Here is a 17,538-nt window from a genome sequence, read left to right as displayed (position 1 = left end):
ATGCACGAGGCGGGGGTGGGGCGCTGGCGCTGGCCTCGTCGATGGTGGTCTACGGCGAGGGGCGCTACACCTGCCCCGAGCACGGCCGGCAGCCCGCCGCGCCGCGGGCGATCGCCGACCTGGACGCGGGCCGCTTCGAGAACCCGTGCCCGGTCTGCGCCGGCCCGATGGGCTGGGCGACGGTGCCCGAGGACGCCCGCCTCGACCCGCGCAGCTCCTACGCCGCCAGCAAGGTCGCCCAGGAGCACTACGCCGCCGCCTGGGCTAGCCAGGGCGGCGGTCGGGTGGTCGCGCTGCGCTACCACAACGTCTACGGCCCCGGGATGCCGCGCGACACGCCCTACTCCGGGGTGGCCGCGATCTTCCGCTCCGCCCTGGAGCGCGGCGAGCCGCCGCGGGTCTTCGAGGACGGCGGCCAGATGCGCGACTTCGTGCACGTCGACGACGTCGCCCGCGCCAACCTCGCGGCCATCGACGCGGCCCTCGCGGCGGCCGGGTCGTCGTACGCCGCCTACAACGTCTGCTCGGGTCAGCCGGTCTCGATCGCGGAGGTGGCCCGGCTGGTCGCCCGGGGCGCCGAGCGTGACCTCGAGCCGGTGACCACGGGGGAGTACCGCCTCGGCGACGTCCGGCACATCGTCGCCTCCCCGGCGCTGGCCACCGTCGAGCTGGGCTTCACTGCGCAGGTCGGTCCCGCCAAGGGGCTGCCGGCCTTCGCCACCGCGCCCCTGCGGTGAGCCCCGCCGGTGGCTACCCGCCGGGCCACCGTGTCGGTGCGCGGGACGTCATCCGAAGCGGCTGCCGGGGCGAGCCTTCCGGATGACGTCCCGGCAGCGTCATCCGAGGTGGTCGCCCGGCACGCCGGAACGTATGACGCCAACCAGTCGCTCCAGCGACGCCCGCCGTCGTCGAGGGCCCGGCCGGCTCACCAGCCCGTGAACAGCAGGTGCTGGACGACCAGCGCGACGCCGACCTGCAGCCACAGTCCGCGCTGCCGCCACCGCTCGGGCAGCAGCGCGCAGCCGACCAGCATCCACGGCACGAACGGCAGCCAGATCCGCTCCACCTCGGCCCGGCTCATCTGGGAGAGGTCGGCGGCGAGCACCATCGCGGTGCCTGCGGCGGTGAGGCCCAGCGGCACCCGCGCGGCCACCAGCCAGTCGCGCCAGCGACCCGCCGCCTGGGCGACGCCGGCCCACACCAGGGGCCCGGCGGAGAAGGTGAGGGCGGCCAGGTTGCCCCACATCCAGTACGCCGGCGGGCGGCGCCCGGCGACCCCCTCGAAGTAGCGGCCGTGCAGCACCCGCACGGCGTCCCACCAGAAGAAGCCGTAGGCCGCGAAGGCCAGCACCACCCCGAGCGCCGCCACCGCGGCCGGCACCAGCGGCCGCCAGCTGCGCCCCAGCCAGAGCACGGTCAGCGCCAGAATGCCCAGCAGCGGCAGGCCGTAGGACAGCATCACCGTGTAGCCCAGGAGCAGCCCGGCGACCACCGACCAGAGGACCCACCGTCGGTCCCGACTGGTCGCCGCCAGCGCCAGCGCGGCCATCCCCCAGGCGGCGACGGCCGCGAACATCGCGTCGGCAGAGACCGCCTGCCAGACCGCGGCCGGGCCGAGCACCAGGAACGGCGCCGCGCGCCGCGCCCACTCCTCGGCGCCGAGCACCCGCATCGTGACCATCACCGCCACCGCGGTGCTGGCGGCGAACAGGGTGACCACGAAGCCGGCCCCGAAGCCCGACCCGAGCCCGAGCTGGACGAGCACCACGAAGAACAGGAGCGCCCCCGGCGGGTGGCCGGCGATGTGCACCGGCCAGTTGTTCGGCTCGGCGGAGTAGGGGATGCGGGAGACGTACTCCTGCAGGGTCGCCGGGAAGTCGGTCACCGCGCGGGCGGTGCCGAGGTACTCGTAGCTCGTCGTGAGGATGTGGCCGATCCCCTCCGTCCCGTCGACGAAGGCCAGCGACAGCAGCCAGGCGAGCCCGCCGGCATAGACGGTGAGCAGCAGCCGGCCCCACGACAGCGCCTGCGCCAGCCGGACGGCGTACGTCGCCCCGAGGCCGCCGACGACCAGGGCCAGGGGAGTGCCCCAGCCGACGCGCGGGTCCCAGTCGGCGTGCAGCGGTGGGAAGTGGAAGACGTGGACGTTCCACCCGGTCACGGCCGGCAGCGCCATGGCCACGACCACCAGCACCAGCCCGGCGCCGAGCGCCCAGGGCACGGCGCGGGCGGCCGGCGCCTCGGTCGTGGAGGCGCGAACGGGCGCAGTGGTGGCGGGCACGCTGCCGAGCCTAGGCGCGGGTGTCGCGATCACCCGGTCGGGTACCGCACCGTCAGGCACTCGTAAGGCTTTCGGCAGCCCTTCGACCCTCGGGAGGACCTAGCGTGGCCAGCGTGACCGACTGCGACCTGATCCTCCCGTGCAGGGACGAGGGCCCGGCCCTGCGCGCCCTGCTCCCGGAGGTGCCCGCGGCGCTGCGGGTGATCGTCGTCGACAACGGGTCGACCGACGACACGGCCGCGGTGGCGGCGGGGCTGGGGGCCCTGGTGGTGCACGAGTCGCGGCCCGGCTACGGCGCCGCCGTGCACGCCGGCGTCGAGGCGGCGTCGGCGCCGTACGTCGCGGTGATGGACGGCGACGGCTCCTTCGACCCCACCGCGGTGCTGCCCCTGCTGGCGCAGGTGCGAGACGGCGGGGCGGACCTGGCCATGGGCCGTCGCCGGCCGGTCGGTCGCGGTGTCTGGCCCTGGCACGCGCGGGCCGGCAACGCGCTCGTGGTCGCGTGGATGCGGTGGCGGTGGTCGCTGCCCGTGCGCGACTTCGGGCCGCTGCGGGTGTGCCGTCGCGAGGAGCTGCTGGCGCTCGGCGTCGAGGACCGCCGGTTCGGCTACCCCTTCGAGCTGCTGCGCCGGGCCACCGAGGCGGGCTGGCGGATGAGCGAGCACGACGTCGACTACCTGCCGCGCGCCGAGGGGACCCGCTCCAAGGTCTCCGGCTCGCTGCGCGGCACCCTGCGCACCGCCCGCGACCTGTGGCGGGTGGCCCGATGAACGCGGCGTACGACGCCCGGGTGCTGGTGGTGGCCAAGGCCCCGGTGCCCGGCCGGGTGAAGACCCGCCTCGGCGCCACGCTCGGGATGGCCGACGCCGCCCGCCTGGCCGCTGCGGCGCTGCTCGACACCGTCGTCGCCGCCACCGCGGCGGTGGGCGCCGACCGCTGTGTGCTGGCGCTCGACGGCGACCTGTCGACGGCGGTCGACGGCGCGGCCCTGACCGACGCCGTCCGGGGCTGGACGGTCGTCCCACAGCGCGGCGACGGCCTCGCCGAGCGGCTGGTCGCCGCGCACGCCGACGCCGACGCCGGCCCGGGGCCGGTGGTCCAGGTCGGCATGGACACGCCCCAGGTCACGGCCGCGCTGCTTCTCGAGGTGGCCGCCGGCCTCGACAGGGCGAGCGCGGTGCTGGGCGCCGCGGCCGACGGTGGCTGGTGGGTGCTGGCCCTGCGCGACCCCGGCCGGGCCGAGCTGCTTCGCGGGGTTCCGATGTCCACCCCCGAGACCGGTGCGGCGACGCTCAGCGCCCTGGTCGCGGCGGGTCTCACCGTCGGGGCGACCGCGACGCTGCGCGACGTCGACCACCACGACGACGCCGCGGCCGTCGCCGCGTCCGCCCCCGGCTCGGCGTTCGCGCGGGCCTGGGCCGAGGTCTCGGGGCTCCACGTGGGTCCGGGGGAGAGGGAGCAGGGATGACCACCATGGACCGCCCTCCGTTCGCGGAGGTCTATGCCGCGGCGCTGACCGGTGACGGTCGGGCCGTGGTGGGCGGCAACGGCGACGACCGGATGCTGCCGGTGCTGCGGTGGCTCGGGCCGGCCGACGACTCCGACATGGCGCTGCTCGCCCACTGCCGGGGTCGCACCCTCGACATCGGCTGCGGCCCCGGGCGGATGAGCGCCCACCTGGCCTCGCTCGGCCACGCCGTGGTCGGGCTCGACCTGGTGCCGGCGGCGGTCGCCCAGACGCGGGCGCGGGGGGTGCCGGCGGTGCAGGGCGACGTCTTCGGGCCGGTCCCGCACGAAGGTGACTGGGACACCGCCCTGCTCGCCGACGGCAACATCGGCATCGGTGGCGACCCGGTGCGACTGCTGCGCCGGGTCGTGGGACTGCTGGCCGTCGGCGGACGGGTGGTCGCCGACCTGGCGGCCTACGGCTCCGGCGTACGCCGGACCTCCCTGACGATCCGCACCCAGGAGCAGCACAGCGAGCCCTTCCCGTGGGCGATCGTGGGCGCCGATGCCGTGGCAGCGGTCGCCGAGGCGGCCGGGCTGGTGACGACCGAGGTGCACGAGCACGCCGGCCGCTGGTTCGGCGTCCTGGAGGTGGCTCGATGACGACGGGGCTCCCGACGCGTCCGCGGATCCCCCGCGAGGAGGACTTCCGGTCCCGCCTGCGCGGGCCCGAGGTGACGTCGCGGATCGGCGTCTGGCTGGGCGTCTGCTTCGCCGTCGCGTTCCTCACCGGGGTCTACAGCCACCTCTCCCAGCAACCCGACCCGGTGATCCCGCTCCCGACCCACCCGGTGTGGCTCTATCGGCTCACCCAGGGGCTGCACGTGACCGCCGGCACGGCGGCGGTGCCGCTGCTGCTCGTGAAGCTCTGGTCGGTCTTCCCGAAGCTCTTCGCGCGGCCACCCAAGGAGCTGCGCGAGCTGGCGCTGCACGGCGCCGAGCGGGTGTCGATCGGCGTGCTGATGGCGGCCGCGATCTTCCAGCTCGTGACCGGGCTGATGAACACCGCGCAGTGGTACCCCTGGACGTTCTCCTTCCGGGCCACCCACGACGCCGTCGCCTGGGTCGCGATCGGCGCGCTGGCCGTGCATATCGCGGTCAAGCTGCCCGTCGTCCGGCAGGCGTTCGCGCACGACGTCGACGACGACATCGTCGAGCGGCCGGCCGACCTCCCGGCCTCGGCGCTGGGCCGCCGGTCGCTGCTGCGCACCACCTGGGTCGCGGCCGGCGTCGCGGTCCTGGCCACCGCGGGAGCGACGGTGCCGTGGCTGCGCAAGGTGTCGGTGCTGGCGGTCAGGTCCGGCGACGGGCCGGGCGGGGTGCCCATCAACAAGTCAGCGGCCGCGGCGCGGGTGACCGGTCTCGCCGACGCCGCGGACTATCGGCTGGTCGTGGCCCACGGCGACCGAGAGACGTCGCTGTCGCGGGCGGACCTGGAGGCGATGCCCCAGACCACCGCGGAGCTGCCGATCGCCTGCGTCGAGGGGTGGAGCGCCCAGGGCTCGTGGACCGGGGTCCGCATCCGCGAGCTGCTCGACCTGGTCGACGCCCCGCACGGGTCGGCGGTGCTGGTCACCTCGCTGCAGCCCTCGGGACCGTTCCGGGTCACTCGGCTGCCGGCGGCCTTCGCCGACGACGCCTCGAGCCTGCTCGCGCTCGCGTTGGCCGGCGAGCCGCTGTCGCTCGACCACGGCTACCCGGCCCGGGTGATCGCGCCCAACCGCCCCGGCGTGCTGCAGACGAAGTGGGTCGCCCGGCTGGAGGTCGTGTGATGGGTCGAGTGGGGGCGGGCCGGGTGTCGGCGGGCCGGGTGGTGCTGGGCGCGCTGGGCGTCGCGGGGGCGGCGTACGGCGGCTGGCTGCTGGTGCAGCGCGGGTTCGCCGACCTGGTGGCGACGGCCGTCTGGCTCGGCGCCGGCGTGGTCGGCCACGACGGGCTGCTGGCCCCGCTGACGCTGCTGGCGGGACTGCTGGCCGCCCGGCTGCTGCCTCGCGGATGGCTGGGGCCGGCGGCGCGGTTCGGGGTCCTCGTCGGGCCGGTCACCCTGCTCGCGGTGCCGGTGCTCGGCCGGTTCGGCGCCCGGGCCGACAACGCCACGCTGCTGGACCGGGCCTACTGGCCCGGCTGGGCGCTGCTGGTCGGCCTGTGCCTGGTCGGCGTCGCCGTCGGCGCCTGGCTGGAGGGTCGCTCCGGGGTCGCGACACGCCGGGACGACGTACCCTGATCGAACACGTGTTCGGGCTAGGTTGTGTCCACAGGTGACACGGCTGGCCCGGTCCTCCACAGACGTCTCCGCCTTCCTCGGGCGTTGTCGGTGGCCCGATCTAGCGTCACCTCCACAGATCGACCGATCCGACCGGCCGCGGGACCGCGGCGACCGACGTCAGCGGGCGCACCGCTGGAGAGGCAGGAGCGACATGGCCGCTGGAGACCGCGAGAAGGCGCTGGACGCCGCGCTGGCCGGCATCGAGAAGCAGTTCGGCAAGGGCTCGGTGATGCGGCTGGGTGACGACGCCCGGGCGCCGCTGGAGGTGATCCCCACCGGGGCGATCAGCCTCGACATCGCGCTCGGCCTCGGCGGCCTGCCGCGCGGCCGCGTGGTGGAGATCTACGGTCCGGAGTCCTCCGGCAAGACGACCGTCGCGCTGCACGCCGTGGCCAGCGCCCAGCGCGCCGGTGGCATCGTGGCGTTCATCGACGCCGAGCACGCCCTCGACCCTGAATACGCCAAGGCGCTCGGCGTCGACACCGACGCCCTGCTGGTCTCCCAGCCCGACTCCGGGGAGCAGGCCCTGGAGATCGCCGACATGCTGATCCGCTCCGGCGCGCTCGACCTGATCGTCATCGACTCGGTGGCCGCGCTGGTGCCGCGGGCCGAGATCGAGGGCGAGATGGGCGACAGCCACGTGGGCCTGCAGGCCCGGCTGATGAGCCAGGCGCTGCGCAAGATGACCGGCGCCCTCAACGGCGCCGGCACCACCGCGATCTTCATCAACCAGCTGCGCGAGAAGATCGGCGTGATGTTCGGCAGCCCCGAGACCACCACCGGTGGCCGGGCGCTGAAGTTCTACGCCTCGGTCCGCCTCGACGTGCGTCGCATCGAGACGCTCAAGGACGGCACCGAGCCGGTCGGCAACCGCACCCGGGTCAAGGTCGTCAAGAACAAGGTGGCCCCGCCGTTCAAGCAGGCCGAGTTCGACATCATGTACGGCAAGGGCATCTCCCGCGAGGGCGGCCTGATCGACGTCGGCGTCGAGGCCGGCCTGGTCCGCAAGTCCGGCGCTTGGTACACCTACGACGGCGACCAGCTCGGCCAGGGCAAGGAGAACGCCCGCCAGTTCCTCAAGGACAACCCCGACCTGGCCAACGAGCTGGAGAAGAAGATCCTCGAGAAGCTCGGCGTGGGCCCGCAGGTCGACGCCGAGGCCGACCCGCTCGAGGCGCTGTCTGACGAGCCCATCGGTGTCAACGACTTCTGACCGCGCAGCCGGGCGGGTCGAGACCGCGAGCCGCCCGGCCGGCCACTGGCGCGGAGACGTCTCGGCGGGGGTGACCGCCTGGGTCGGTGAGCGACCCGAGGCGGCCGCCCCGCCCCCGGACGACGAGGCCGCGGTCGGACCCGACGCCGACCCCGAGTCGGTGGCGCGCACCATCCTGCTCGACCAGCTCACTGGTCGGGCCCGCAGCCGTGCCGAGCTGCGGGCCAAGCTCGACGGCCGCGACGTGCCGCCCGAGATCGCCGAGCGGCTGCTCGACCGCTTCACCGAGGTGGGCCTGGTCGACGACGCCGCCTTCGCCCGGTCCTGGGTGGAGTCCCGGCAGGCCGGCAAGGGGCTCGCCCCGCGGGCGCTGGCCGCCGAGCTGCGCCGCAAGGGAGTGCCCGACGAGGTGGCCCGCGAGGCGCTCGCGGTCGTCGACGAGGAGGCGCAGCGCGACGCGGCCCGCCTGCTGGTGCGCCGCAAGCTGCGGTCGCTGCGCTCCGTCGACACGCAGACCGCCACCCGGCGGCTGGTCGGCATGCTCGGCCGCAAGGGCTACTCCTCGGGGCTGGCCTTCGCGGTGGTCCGTGAGGAGCTCGCCGACCGCGACGACGCGGAGGCGCTGGACGGCGTGGTGCCGCCCGACTGAGGTCGTAGGCTGCCGGCATGTCGCCGCGGAAGCCCCCATGAGCGTGCACGTCGTCGTGCACGACCGGGGTCGAGAGCTCTCCGGCGTCGTGCACGAGGGTGAGTCCTGGGGTGCCGCCGCCCGTCGGACCGCCCGGTCCGTGGTGGGGGAGCCGCTCCCGGTCGACCTCTCCGGCGAGGTCAAGCACTTCGTCGTCGACCACGACTGCATGGTGACCCTGCGCGCGATGACCCGCGGCGACCTCCCCGACCTGGTGCGCTGGCGAGGGGCCGAGCACGTACGCCGCTGGTGGCACGCCGAGGGCGACCCGACGCCGGAGTCGGTGGCCGAGCAGTACGGTCCGCGGATCGACGGGATGAGCCCGACCCGGATGTGGGTCGCGGAGGTGAACGGCCGGTCGGTCGGCTTCGTGCAGGACTATCGCATCGCCGAGCATCCCGACTTCGCCCTCGTCTGCCCCGAGCCCGACGCGGTGGGCCTCGACTACGCGATCGGCGACCCGGCCTGGGTGGGCCGCGGGCTGGGCGCCCGCGTGGTCTGGGTGTGGGCGCGCCGGGCGGAGCGTCGCTTCGCCGACGTGACGACGTACTTCGCGGCGCCCGACCACCGCAACGAAGCCTCGCTGCGGATGCTCGACAAGGCCGGCTTCGTGCGTGGCGTGTGGTTCGACGAGCCGCGGGCCGACGGCACCACCGGCACCGTGGTCGGCTGCACCCTGGACGTCCCCACCGTCCTCGGCTGACCCCGAGACGGCGCTCCCGGCCGGCCGGCGGCGTGGTGACTAGGGTGTGCCCATGCGCAGCGACGTCCTCCGGCTTCCGCCCGGCCCTGTCGACCTGACCACCTTCGACGCCGCCAGCGCCGCTGGCTTCCCCGAGGACAAGGACCAAGGGAAGGAGGCGCTGGCCGGGCTGGGTGCGGAGCTGGCCGAGCTGCAGGAGCAGCTCTTCGCGCAACGAGGTGCGGACCACGCGCGCAGCGTGCTGCTGGTCCTCCAGGGCATGGACACCTCGGGCAAGGGTGGCGTGCTCAAGCACACCGTCGGGCTGGTGGACCCGCAGGGCGTGCGGATCACCGCGTTCAAGGCCCCCACCGACGAGGAGAAGAAGCACGACTTCCTCTGGCGGATCAAGAAGGCGCTGCCCGGGCCGGGGAAGATCGGCGCCTTCGACCGCTCGCACTACGAGGACGTCCTGATCGTCCGGGTCCACGAGTGGGCCGACGCCGACGAGATCGAGCGGCGCTACGGCGCGATCAACGACTTCGAGGCCGACCTGGTCGAGAGCGACGTCAAGGTCGTCAAGTGCTTCCTGCACATCACCGCCGACACCCAGAAGGAGCGGCTGCTCGCCCGCCTCGACGACCCCGAGAAGTACTGGAAGTTCAACCCGGGCGACATCGACGAGCGGTCCCGCTGGGCGCAGTACCGCGAGGCCTACCAGATCGCCCTCGAGCGCACGAACACCGAGGTCGCGCCGTGGTACCTCATCCCGAGCGACCGCAAGTGGCTGCGCAACCTTGCCATCGGGGTGCTGCTGCGCGACACGCTGCGCGGGATGGGGCTGCGCTGGCCGGAGGCCGACTTCGACATCGACGAGCAGCGCCGCCGCCTCGAGACCGAGGCGCCGATCGCGTGATCCCCACCGTCGCGGTGAGTCGCTATGTCACCCCGCTGCGCGAGGGTGGCTCGCTCCCCGGCCTGGTGGAGGCCGAGGATCTCGGCACCTACGTCTGCAAGTTCCGCGGCGCCGGCCAGGGCGAGCGGGTGCTCGTCGCCGAGGTCATCGTCGGAGAGCTGGCCCGCCGACTGGACATCCCGACTCCCCGCCTGGTGGCGCTCGAGCTCGACCGCGAGATCGCGCGGTACGAGGCCGACGAGGAGGTCCAGGACCTGCTGACCGCGAGCCTCGGGCTCAACCTCGGTGTCGACTTCCTGCCCGGCGCCTTCGGCTACGACGGCGAGCGTCCCTCACCGCTGGACGCCGCCCGGATCGTCTGGCTCGACGCGTTCACCGCGAACGTCGACCGGTCGTGGCGCAACCCCAACCTGCTGTCCTGGCACGGCCGGACCTGGGCGATCGACCACGGCGCCTGCCTCTACTTCCACCACGGATGGGGCGGCGGGGTCGGCGACCCCGCTCGGTTCGCCGCCCAGCCCTGGAGCGCCGAGGACCACGTGCTGGGCTTCGCGGTGCCGTCCGTCGCCGACGTCGACGACGAGCTGCGCGCCCGGGTGGACGAGGCGGTGCTCGCGGAGATCGTCGAGGAGGTGCCCGACGACTGGTTGACGCCGGTGCCCGGGGCGGCCGACGCGGCGGCCGTGCGGTCGGCGTACGTGCGGTTCCTGGGGGCGCGGCTCGCCGCCCGGCAGTGGCTCCCGCGGCGAGGCGCGGCATGAGCATGCCCGCCGGGGCGAGGCTGTCCTACCAGTACGTCGTCCTCCGCTGCGTCCCGCGCGCGGACCGCGAGGAGTTCCTCAACGTCGGCGTGGTGCTGTTCTGCGAGGAGGCCGGTTTCCTCCAGGCCGCCTGCCACGTCGACGAGCAGCGGTTGCTCGCCCTCGACCCCCGCGTCGACCTGGCCCAGGTCCGCTCCGGGCTGGAGTTCGTCACCGATGTGTGCGCCGGCGATGAGCGCGCCGGGCCCGCGGGGCTCGGCTCCCGCGGCACCCGCTTCGGCTTCCTGAAGGCCCCGCGCTCGACCGTGCTGCGCCCCGGCCCGGTGCACGGTGGGGTCACCGGCGACCCGGCCCGCCAGCTCGACCGCCTCCTGGACCAGCTGGTCTCCTAGCCCGACGCGTCGCCTCGCGGTCAGACGGGGACGAGCTCGACGGCGCCGACGGCGTAGCGGGCGAGGATCGTGCGGGCGATCTCCGGGTGGGCGCCGAGCGGTTCGGAGACCGCGACGGCGCCGGCCTCGAGCGCGAGCTCGGCGGCCCGGTCGGGGAGCGGCCCGGGGGCGAGGAACAGCGAGGCGACGGCGATGTGCCGGCGGCCCTCGGCGCGGAAGGCACGCACCGCCTCGCCGGTCGCCGGCGGCGCGGACGACGCGTACGCCGCCGTCACCGGCAGCTTGTGGTGGGTGCCCCACACCCGCGCGAGCCGGGCCACCGACTGGTTGGCGAGCGCGTCGGACGACCCGGCCGCGGCGAGCACCAGCGCGTCGAGCTCGCGCACCCGCGCGGTCTTGAGGGCCTCGCGCATCCGCAGGTCGAGCACCTCCAGGAAGCACGCCTCCAGGCCCAGGATCTTCGTCACCCGGATCTTGAGGCCCTCGTGCCGAGCGGTCGCCTCGGCCACCGCCGAGGGTACGTCGACCTTGGCCTGGTCGGCCTCGGTCAGCAGCAGCGGGACCACCACGATCTCGTCGTGGCCCTTCTTCACCAGGCGCTCGACGACCGTCTGGAAGTCGGGTCGGGCCTGGTCGAGGAAGGCCTTCTCGATCCGCAGGTCCGGGCGCAGCCCACGGACCTCGTCGACGAGTGCGGTGATGGTCTGCGACGAGCGCTTGTCGCGGCTGCCGGGGGCCAGCGCCACCAGGGCGGGTGCGGTCATGACAGCGAACTCCCTTCGAGGAGTGGGGTGACACGAGGGGCGCTCCCGACGGCACTGTCGAGGTCTCCGGACCGGCGAGGACGGGTGCGGGCCCTGGACCGGCGGCCGCCGGGAGCCGGCGCGCGGTCGGGAAGGCCGACCGGACCGTGGGTCCGCGACGTCCGTGCGGGGGAGGGAGCGAGGGAGGTCATCGGTTGCTTCCTGGGGTGTGGAAGACGCTCGATCGGCGGCTCGGGGCTCCTCGACGCTGAGGATGTGACCGGCTGGGCCGCTGACCGGCGCCCAGAGGGGTGTTGCTGGGCGGGTCGCCGTCGGGTTCCGAGAGGCTCGGGACGGCGGGTCAGCGATGCCAACACATCAGAGGAACGACGCGACCGAGGCCCACGTGGCGCCTGGCCACGAGGACGGGATGCGTGTCCGCAGTGATCACCCGACCAGTCTCACGGGTCGGACGCCCGTCCCACAAATCGCAATCTCGTGTGGTGAGACGGCGTCTCGTCAAATGAGACGACCCGCCCCTGCTGACGCCGCCTCACCCGGACTCCTAGGCTGTCTCGCATGACCGACCCCTCCAGCGAGCTCGTCAGCTCGACCTACCGTCAGGCCCTCGAGGTCATCGAGAGCGTGGAGCCGCGGATCGCCGCCGCCACCCGCCAGGAGCTCGCCGACCAGCGCGGCTCGCTGAAGCTGATCGCCTCGGAGAACTACGCGTCCCCGGCGGTGCTGCTGACCATGGGCACCTGGTTCAGCGACAAGTACGCCGAGGGCACGGTCGGCCACCGCTTCTACGCCGGCTGCCAGAACGTCGACACCGTCGAGGCACTGGCGGCCGAGCACGCCCGCGAGCTGTTCGGCGCGCCGTACGCCTATGCCCAGCCGCACTCCGGCATCGACGCCAACCTGGTCGCGTTCTGGTCGATCCTGGCCCATCGGGTCGAGACTCCGGCCCTGGAGAAGCACAGCGTCAAGAACGTCAACGAGCTCTCCGAGGGTGACTGGGAGACGCTGCGCGCCGAGCTCGGCAACCAGCGCCTGCTGGGCATGAGCCTCGACGCCGGTGGCCACCTGACGCACGGCTTCCGACCCAACATCAGCGGCAAGATGTTCCACCAGCAGCAGTACGGCACCGACCCCGAGACCGGGCTGCTCGACTACGACGCCGTCGCCGCCAAGGCGCGGGAGTTCCGCCCGCTGATCCTGATCGCCGGCTACTCCGCCTATCCCCGCCGGGTCAACTTCGCCACGATGCGCGAGATCGCCGACGAGGTCGGCGCCACGCTGATGGTCGACATGGCCCACTTCGCGGGCCTGGTCGCCGGCAAGGTCTTCACCGGCGACGAGGACCCGGTGCCGCACGCCCACGTGGTCACCACCACCACCCACAAGTCGCTGCGCGGACCGCGTGGCGGCCTGGTGCTCGCCCAGGAGGAGTTCGCCTCCTCGGTCGACCGCGGCTGCCCGATGGTGCTCGGCGGTCCGCTCTCGCACGTGATGGCGGCCAAGGCCGTGGCGCTCGCCGAGGCCCGGCAGCCCGCGTTCCAGGACTACGCCCAGCGGATCGCCGACAACGCCAAGTCGCTCGCCGAGGGGCTGATGAAGCGCGGCGTCAAGCTCGTCACCGACGGCACCGACAACCACATCGTGCTGCTCGACGTCGGCTCCTTCGGCATCACCGGCCGCCAGGCCGAGTCGGCGCTGCTCGACGCCGGCGTCGTCACCAACCGCAACTCGGTCCCCGCCGACCCCAACGGCGCGTGGTACACCTCCGGCGTCCGCATCGGTACGCCGGCGCTCACGACCCGCGGCTTCGGTGCCGACGAGTTCGACAAGGTCGCCGAGCTGATGGTCGACGTGCTCTCGAACACCACGCCGGGCACCACCAGCGCGGGGGCGCCGTCGAAGGCGTCGTACACGCTGGGCGACGGAGTCGCCGACCGGGTCCGCGCCGCCTCCGCGGAGCTGCTCGACGCCAACCCGCTCTACCCCGGCCTCGACCTGGGCTGACGGGTCGGCGCTCACCCCGTCGCGTCGAGCAGGTCCAGGCTGTGCTCGGCGATGCTGGCGCGCCCCCGGGCATCCGCGACCAGTGCGGGGGTGATCGCCGACTCGAGGTGCTCGAAGGGCAGGGTGGACAGGCCGGTGAACACGACCAGCTGGAGCGCGTGGGCCCGGCGGACCTGATCCTCGGTCACCGAGGAGCCCTCCGCGTGCAGCCCCTGCGTGTAGGCCGGCACGATCGTCGCCTCGATCTCCGCGAGCCGATCGGCCGGGATCGCACCGGTCTGCACGCCGCCGACCAGGAGCTGGGCCAGGTCGAAGCCGACTGGCTGCGGACTCCAGAACCCGAAGTCGATCAGCCAGAAGCCGCCGTCGGGGCGGCCGAGCAGGTTGTTCGGGCAGGCGTCGCCATGCGCGGCGTGCGTCGGGAACGAGCAGAGCTCCTCCACCACCTGCTCGACCCGGTCGGCGACGGCGAGGAGGCGAGCGCGCAGCTCGGGTGAGAAGGTCTCGGCCACCAGCGGGTGATCCCAGACCCGGGAGCGCAGCATCGGCAGCACCGCGTGGCGAAGCCGACCCCGCAGGTAGGTCCGCGGGCCGGCCGCGGTGTGGCCGACGTTGCGGAGCGGAGCGACCCTGGCGCTGGCGGCCATCCGCCCGAGCAGGTGGGCGGCCGCGTCGAAGGTCGGCAGGTCCCAGGCGAGGTCGACCGGTTCGACCGCGTCCAGCCACAGCGCGCGCGAGAGGTCGTCGAGGTCGAGCACGGCGTACGCCGGCACCATCGACAGCCCCGCCGGGAGACGGTCCGCGAGGTCACTGCGGTAGACCTCGGCCTCGGTCTGCCAGGGCACGTCCGCGGCGGCCATCTCGCGGAGGTCCTCGGGCACCTGGACGAACTCCGGGGAGCGGCTCCAGCAGCGCACCACCTTGACGAAGAACCGGAACGGGGTCACCTCGCCCCGGGACGCGGCGGTCCCGCTCACCCACCACCTGCCACCCGTGGTGATGGCGGGCAGCGCGTAGTCGACCTCGTCGACGCGACTGCTCAGCAGCGCTGCGGCCGGGTCGGCCAGTCGGTCGCGCACGATCCCTTCCAGCCATGCGTCGCTGACGCCGGCGGCGCCCAGCAGGGTTCGGTCGCCCATGATCGCCTCTTTCGGAAAGTTGCTTTCCCAATGACCAAAGGTAAACTTGCTTGATGATCGTGGTCAACCAGGTTGCGGACCGCCCCCTCCCCGACCTGCTTGCCGGGCTCTTCGACCAGATCCGCGAGCAGCCGTTGCGGCAGGTGCTCGAGTCCCACGGCCTCGACGGCCTTCGCCCCTCGCACCTGCGGGTGGTCGCCGGCGTCGACGAGAGCGGTCTGAGCATCACCGAGCTGGCCCAGCGGCTGGGGATGACCAAGCAGGGGTGCGGTCAGTTCGTCGCCGCGCTCACCGGCTCCGGACACCTGGAGGTCGCCACCGACCCAGCCGACCGACGGGTGCGCACGGTGTCGCTCACCCGCCGCGGTCGGGCCCTGGTGGCCGAGATCCACCAGCGTCTCTCCGCGTTCGAGGACCAGCTGGCCCGCCGGATCGGCCCGGATCGCTACGCCAGCTTCCGAGCGGACCTGGCCGCGCTGTCGTCGGCTCCGGACAGCGATGTCTGATCGCGGGCTCCCGGCCCCGGTCGGCAACGTCGCCCGGTCCGGCTGTGCGGACCCGCCGCCACGGCGTACACTCGACCGCAGGTAGTTGCGACCGCCACCGCTCGACGCCATCATGGGCGCGGCTGTGGTCTCGCAGTCAGGCGCTCCACGGCAGCACCGCCGGGCGCCGCACTCGTCCAGGTGAGCCGCCCCGTCCGCGGGGCGACGCCCGGACCGCACCTCGTCCGACGCAAGCGTCGTCGGCGCAGCACGACCGGCCCGCCGCGCGCGCGGCCGCACAGGAAGGGGCTGCCAGGTTGGCGGCACGACAGACATCCCGGTCGGGTCGGGGCGGACAGCGTTCCGGCTCGCGGCAGGGCAACGGGCGCTCCCGCACCCGGGCCCGCGACAACGAGGGGATCATCCCGGTCCTCGCGATGACGGTGCGCGAGGTGGAGACGGCGGTCAAGAAGGGCCAGCTGTCCTCCGGCACGACCGCGCGGTTCCAGGCGGTGGCGCTGCTGGCGCGCGCCGAGCGGGCCAAGGTCAAGGCCGACACCGCCCTCACCGACGCGCAGCGTGACGGGCAGCTCAAGCGGCTCGACGGGATCGCCACCATCCTGGCGCAGATCGCGGCCCACCAGCCCGCCTTCTTCGGCCTGCTGTCCGAGGACGCCGAGGTCAGCGAGGCGACCCGCCGGCTGCAGCAGGAGATGCAGAGGCAGGCCGGGTTCGAGCCCGAGCCGGAGCCGGAGGAGCCCGACGCGGAGGAGTCGCTGCGGCACGAGCGCCGGGTGATCCCGCCGTCGGTGATGGCCGCCCAGCTCGCCAACCCGTTCCTGGTCCCCGACTTCTCCCAGGCGCCCCCGCGGACTCAGGGCACCCTGGTGGGCTGGGAGCTGATCGGGCCCCTGCTCAACGCCTTCGAGCACCCGGCTCCGGGCGCGCCGGCCTGCATGGACCTGCCCGACCCGCGGCCGATCCTGCTGCCGCCGGACGTCGATCTGATGGCCCACCAGGCGCGGCTGCTGGCCTCCGTCGCCGACGGCCACCGCACCTTCCTGCTGGCCGACGAGCCGGGTCTCGGCAAGACCGCCCAGGCACTGCTGGCCGCCCAGGTCGCCGACGCCTACCCGCTGCTGTGCGTGGTGCCCAACGTCGTCAAGACCAACTGGGCGCGCGAGGTCAGGATGTGGACCCCGCAGCGCTCGGTCACCGTGATCCAGGGCGACGGCGTGACCGTCGACGGCTTCGCCGACGTGGTGGTCGTCAACTACGAGGTGCTCGACCGGCACGTCGACTGGATCGGCAACCACGGGTTCCGGGGCATGGTGGTCGACGAGGCCCACTACATCAAGAACAAGAAGTCCCAGCGCTCGCAGCACGTCCTGGAGATCTCCGAGCGGATCCGCCGCCGGATGGCCCGCCCGCTGCTGATGGCCCTCACCGGCACCCCGCTGATCAACGACATCGAGGACTTCCGCACGATCTGGCAGTTCCTCGGCTGGATCGAGGAGCGCCGGCCCGGCAACACGCTGATGGCCGCGCTCGAGGACACCGACCTGACGCCGGCCTCCCACGGGTTCTACCCGCTGGCCCGCCAGGCGGTCATCGACCTCGGCATCGTCCGCCGCCGCAAGGTCGAGGTGGCCGCCGACATCCCCGCCCGCCGGGTCGCCGACCTCCCGGTCGAGCTCGAGGGCGCCGTCGGCCGCTCCATCCAGGACGCCGAGGACCGGCTCGCCAAGCGGCTGGTCAGCCGCTACCAGGCCGCGCTGGAGCACCGCCGCGCCGGCGCCACCATCGACGGCATCGACCTCACGCTCGTACGCCGGGTGGCCGAGCGCGAGATCGCCGAGGCCGCCGAGTCCAAGACCGAGGACAACGTCTTCACGATGGTCCGCAAGATCGGCCAGGCCAAGGCCGAGCTCGCGGCCGACTACGCCGCCCAGCTGGCCCGCAACGCCGGCAAGGTGGTGTTCTTCGCCAAGCACCTCGACGTGATGGACACCGCCGAGGAGGTCTTCGCCAAGCGCGGGCTGCGCACCACGACCATCCGCGGCGACCAGACCCCGACGGCCCGCACCGCCGCGATCGACGGGTTCGTCAACGACCCCGACGTGGCCGTGATCGTCTGCTCGCTGACCGCCGCCGGCGTCGGCATCAACCTCCAGGTGTCGTCCAACGTGGTGCTCGCCGAGCTGTCCTGGACCGACGCCGAGCAGACCCAGGCGATCGACCGGGTGCACCGCATCGGCCAGACCGAGCCGGTCACCGCGTGGCGGATCATCGCCGCGCAGACCATCGACGCCAAGATCGCCGAGCTGGTCGACAGCAAGGCCGGCCTCGCCGCTCGGGCCCTCGACGGTGCGGCCGAGGACACCGGCGAGACCGTCGACGTCCAGGTCGAGGCGCTGGTGGAGATCCTCACCCAGGCGCTC

The 17,538-nt window shown here is 73.8% G+C and carries 18 protein-coding genes; 15 read left to right on the top strand and 3 right to left on the bottom strand.

Annotation, left to right across the window (positions count from 1 at the left end; genetic code table 11):
* The first annotated feature begins 41 nt into the window (after positions 1-41).
* Positions 42-737: an NAD-dependent epimerase/dehydratase family protein gene (locus R2740_RS16510; protein ID WP_371303791.1), complete on the top strand. Its 696-nt coding sequence runs from the start codon at positions 42-44 to the stop codon at positions 735-737.
* 188 nt (positions 738-925) lie between these two features.
* Here the strand turns inward: R2740_RS16510 and R2740_RS16505 are convergent, their stop codons facing one another.
* The gene (locus R2740_RS16505; protein ID WP_371303790.1) at positions 926-2,281 is read right to left on the bottom strand and encodes a hypothetical protein; all 1,356 of its coding nucleotides are present in this window, start codon (positions 2,279-2,281) and stop codon (positions 926-928) included.
* Between the two features lie 113 nt (positions 2,282-2,394).
* Here R2740_RS16505 and R2740_RS16500 point away from each other — a divergent pair, with 113 nt between their 5' ends.
* From R2740_RS16500 to R2740_RS16450, 11 genes are all read left to right on the top strand, one after another.
* On the top strand, positions 2,395-3,051 hold the full coding sequence (locus R2740_RS16500; protein ID WP_371303789.1) for a glycosyltransferase family 2 protein: 657 nt from the start codon (positions 2,395-2,397) through the stop codon (positions 3,049-3,051).
* Positions 3,048-3,749 carry a DUF2064 domain-containing protein gene (locus R2740_RS16495; RefSeq protein WP_371303788.1) on the top strand — a complete coding sequence of 234 codons (702 nt, stop codon included), beginning with the start codon at positions 3,048-3,050 and terminating at the stop codon, positions 3,747-3,749. The genes R2740_RS16500 and R2740_RS16495 overlap by 4 nt, the downstream gene beginning before the upstream one ends.
* Complete coding sequence (locus R2740_RS16490; RefSeq protein WP_371303787.1) at positions 3,746-4,390, top strand: class I SAM-dependent methyltransferase; 645 nt, start codon at positions 3,746-3,748, stop codon at positions 4,388-4,390. Before R2740_RS16495 ends, R2740_RS16490 begins: the two co-directional genes overlap by 4 nt.
* Positions 4,387-5,559, top strand: coding sequence for a molybdopterin-dependent oxidoreductase (locus R2740_RS16485; RefSeq protein ID WP_371303786.1), 1,173 nt, complete (start codon positions 4,387-4,389; stop codon positions 5,557-5,559). The genes R2740_RS16490 and R2740_RS16485 overlap by 4 nt, the downstream gene beginning before the upstream one ends.
* Positions 5,559-6,011, top strand: coding sequence for a hypothetical protein (locus R2740_RS16480; RefSeq protein WP_371303785.1), 453 nt, complete (start codon positions 5,559-5,561; stop codon positions 6,009-6,011). Before R2740_RS16485 ends, R2740_RS16480 begins: the two co-directional genes overlap by 1 nt.
* A 193-nt stretch (positions 6,012-6,204) precedes the next feature.
* Positions 6,205-7,266, top strand: a complete 1,062-nt coding sequence (gene recA / locus R2740_RS16475; protein WP_371303784.1) for a recombinase RecA — start codon at positions 6,205-6,207, stop codon at positions 7,264-7,266.
* Entirely contained in the window at positions 7,250-7,915 is a 666-nt protein-coding gene (locus R2740_RS16470; RefSeq protein ID WP_371303783.1) for a regulatory protein RecX, read from the top strand. Before recA ends, R2740_RS16470 begins: the two co-directional genes overlap by 17 nt.
* Positions 7,916-7,952: 37 nt before the next feature.
* Positions 7,953-8,657 carry a GNAT family N-acetyltransferase gene (locus R2740_RS16465; protein ID WP_371303782.1) on the top strand — a complete coding sequence of 235 codons (705 nt, stop codon included), beginning with the start codon at positions 7,953-7,955 and terminating at the stop codon, positions 8,655-8,657.
* Between the two features lie 52 nt (positions 8,658-8,709).
* Entirely contained in the window at positions 8,710-9,552 is an 843-nt protein-coding gene (locus tag R2740_RS16460; protein WP_371303781.1) for a PPK2 family polyphosphate kinase, read from the top strand.
* Positions 9,549-10,313: a HipA family kinase gene (locus R2740_RS16455; protein WP_371303780.1), complete on the top strand. Its 765-nt coding sequence runs from the start codon at positions 9,549-9,551 to the stop codon at positions 10,311-10,313. The genes R2740_RS16460 and R2740_RS16455 overlap by 4 nt, the downstream gene beginning before the upstream one ends.
* Complete coding sequence (locus R2740_RS16450; protein ID WP_371303779.1) at positions 10,310-10,705, top strand: DUF3037 domain-containing protein; 396 nt, start codon at positions 10,310-10,312, stop codon at positions 10,703-10,705. The genes R2740_RS16455 and R2740_RS16450 overlap by 4 nt, the downstream gene beginning before the upstream one ends.
* A 20-nt stretch (positions 10,706-10,725) precedes the next feature.
* Here R2740_RS16450 and R2740_RS16445 read toward each other — a convergent pair whose 3' ends face one another.
* On the bottom strand, positions 10,726-11,469 hold the full coding sequence (locus R2740_RS16445; RefSeq protein WP_371303778.1) for a sirohydrochlorin chelatase: 744 nt from the start codon (positions 11,467-11,469) through the stop codon (positions 10,726-10,728).
* Positions 11,470-12,027: 558 nt separating this feature from the next.
* On the opposite strand from R2740_RS16445, the gene R2740_RS16440 reads away from it, so the two are divergent.
* Positions 12,028-13,473, top strand: a complete 1,446-nt coding sequence (locus R2740_RS16440) for a glycine hydroxymethyltransferase (protein ID WP_371303777.1) — start codon at positions 12,028-12,030, stop codon at positions 13,471-13,473.
* An 11-nt stretch (positions 13,474-13,484) separates the two neighbouring features.
* Here the strand turns inward: R2740_RS16440 and R2740_RS16435 are convergent, their stop codons facing one another.
* Complete coding sequence (locus tag R2740_RS16435; RefSeq protein WP_371303776.1) at positions 13,485-14,612, bottom strand: phosphotransferase; 1,128 nt, start codon at positions 14,610-14,612, stop codon at positions 13,485-13,487.
* Positions 14,613-14,665: 53 nt separating this feature from the next.
* Here R2740_RS16435 and R2740_RS16430 point away from each other — a divergent pair, with 53 nt between their 5' ends.
* Positions 14,666-15,118, top strand: a complete 453-nt coding sequence (locus R2740_RS16430) for a MarR family winged helix-turn-helix transcriptional regulator (RefSeq protein ID WP_371303775.1) — start codon at positions 14,666-14,668, stop codon at positions 15,116-15,118.
* A gap of 296 nt (positions 15,119-15,414) precedes the next feature.
* On the top strand, positions 15,415-17,538 hold a 2,124-nt coding region (locus R2740_RS16425), incomplete at its 3' end, for a DEAD/DEAH box helicase (protein ID WP_371303774.1).

Origin of the sequence: Nocardioides sp., from assembly GCF_041393715.1 — a bacterium.
Classification (GTDB): domain Bacteria; phylum Actinomycetota; class Actinomycetes; order Propionibacteriales; family Nocardioidaceae; genus Nocardioides.
The sequence above is the reverse complement of the archived record's forward strand: the minus strand, read 5'-3'. Positions and strand labels throughout refer to the sequence as shown.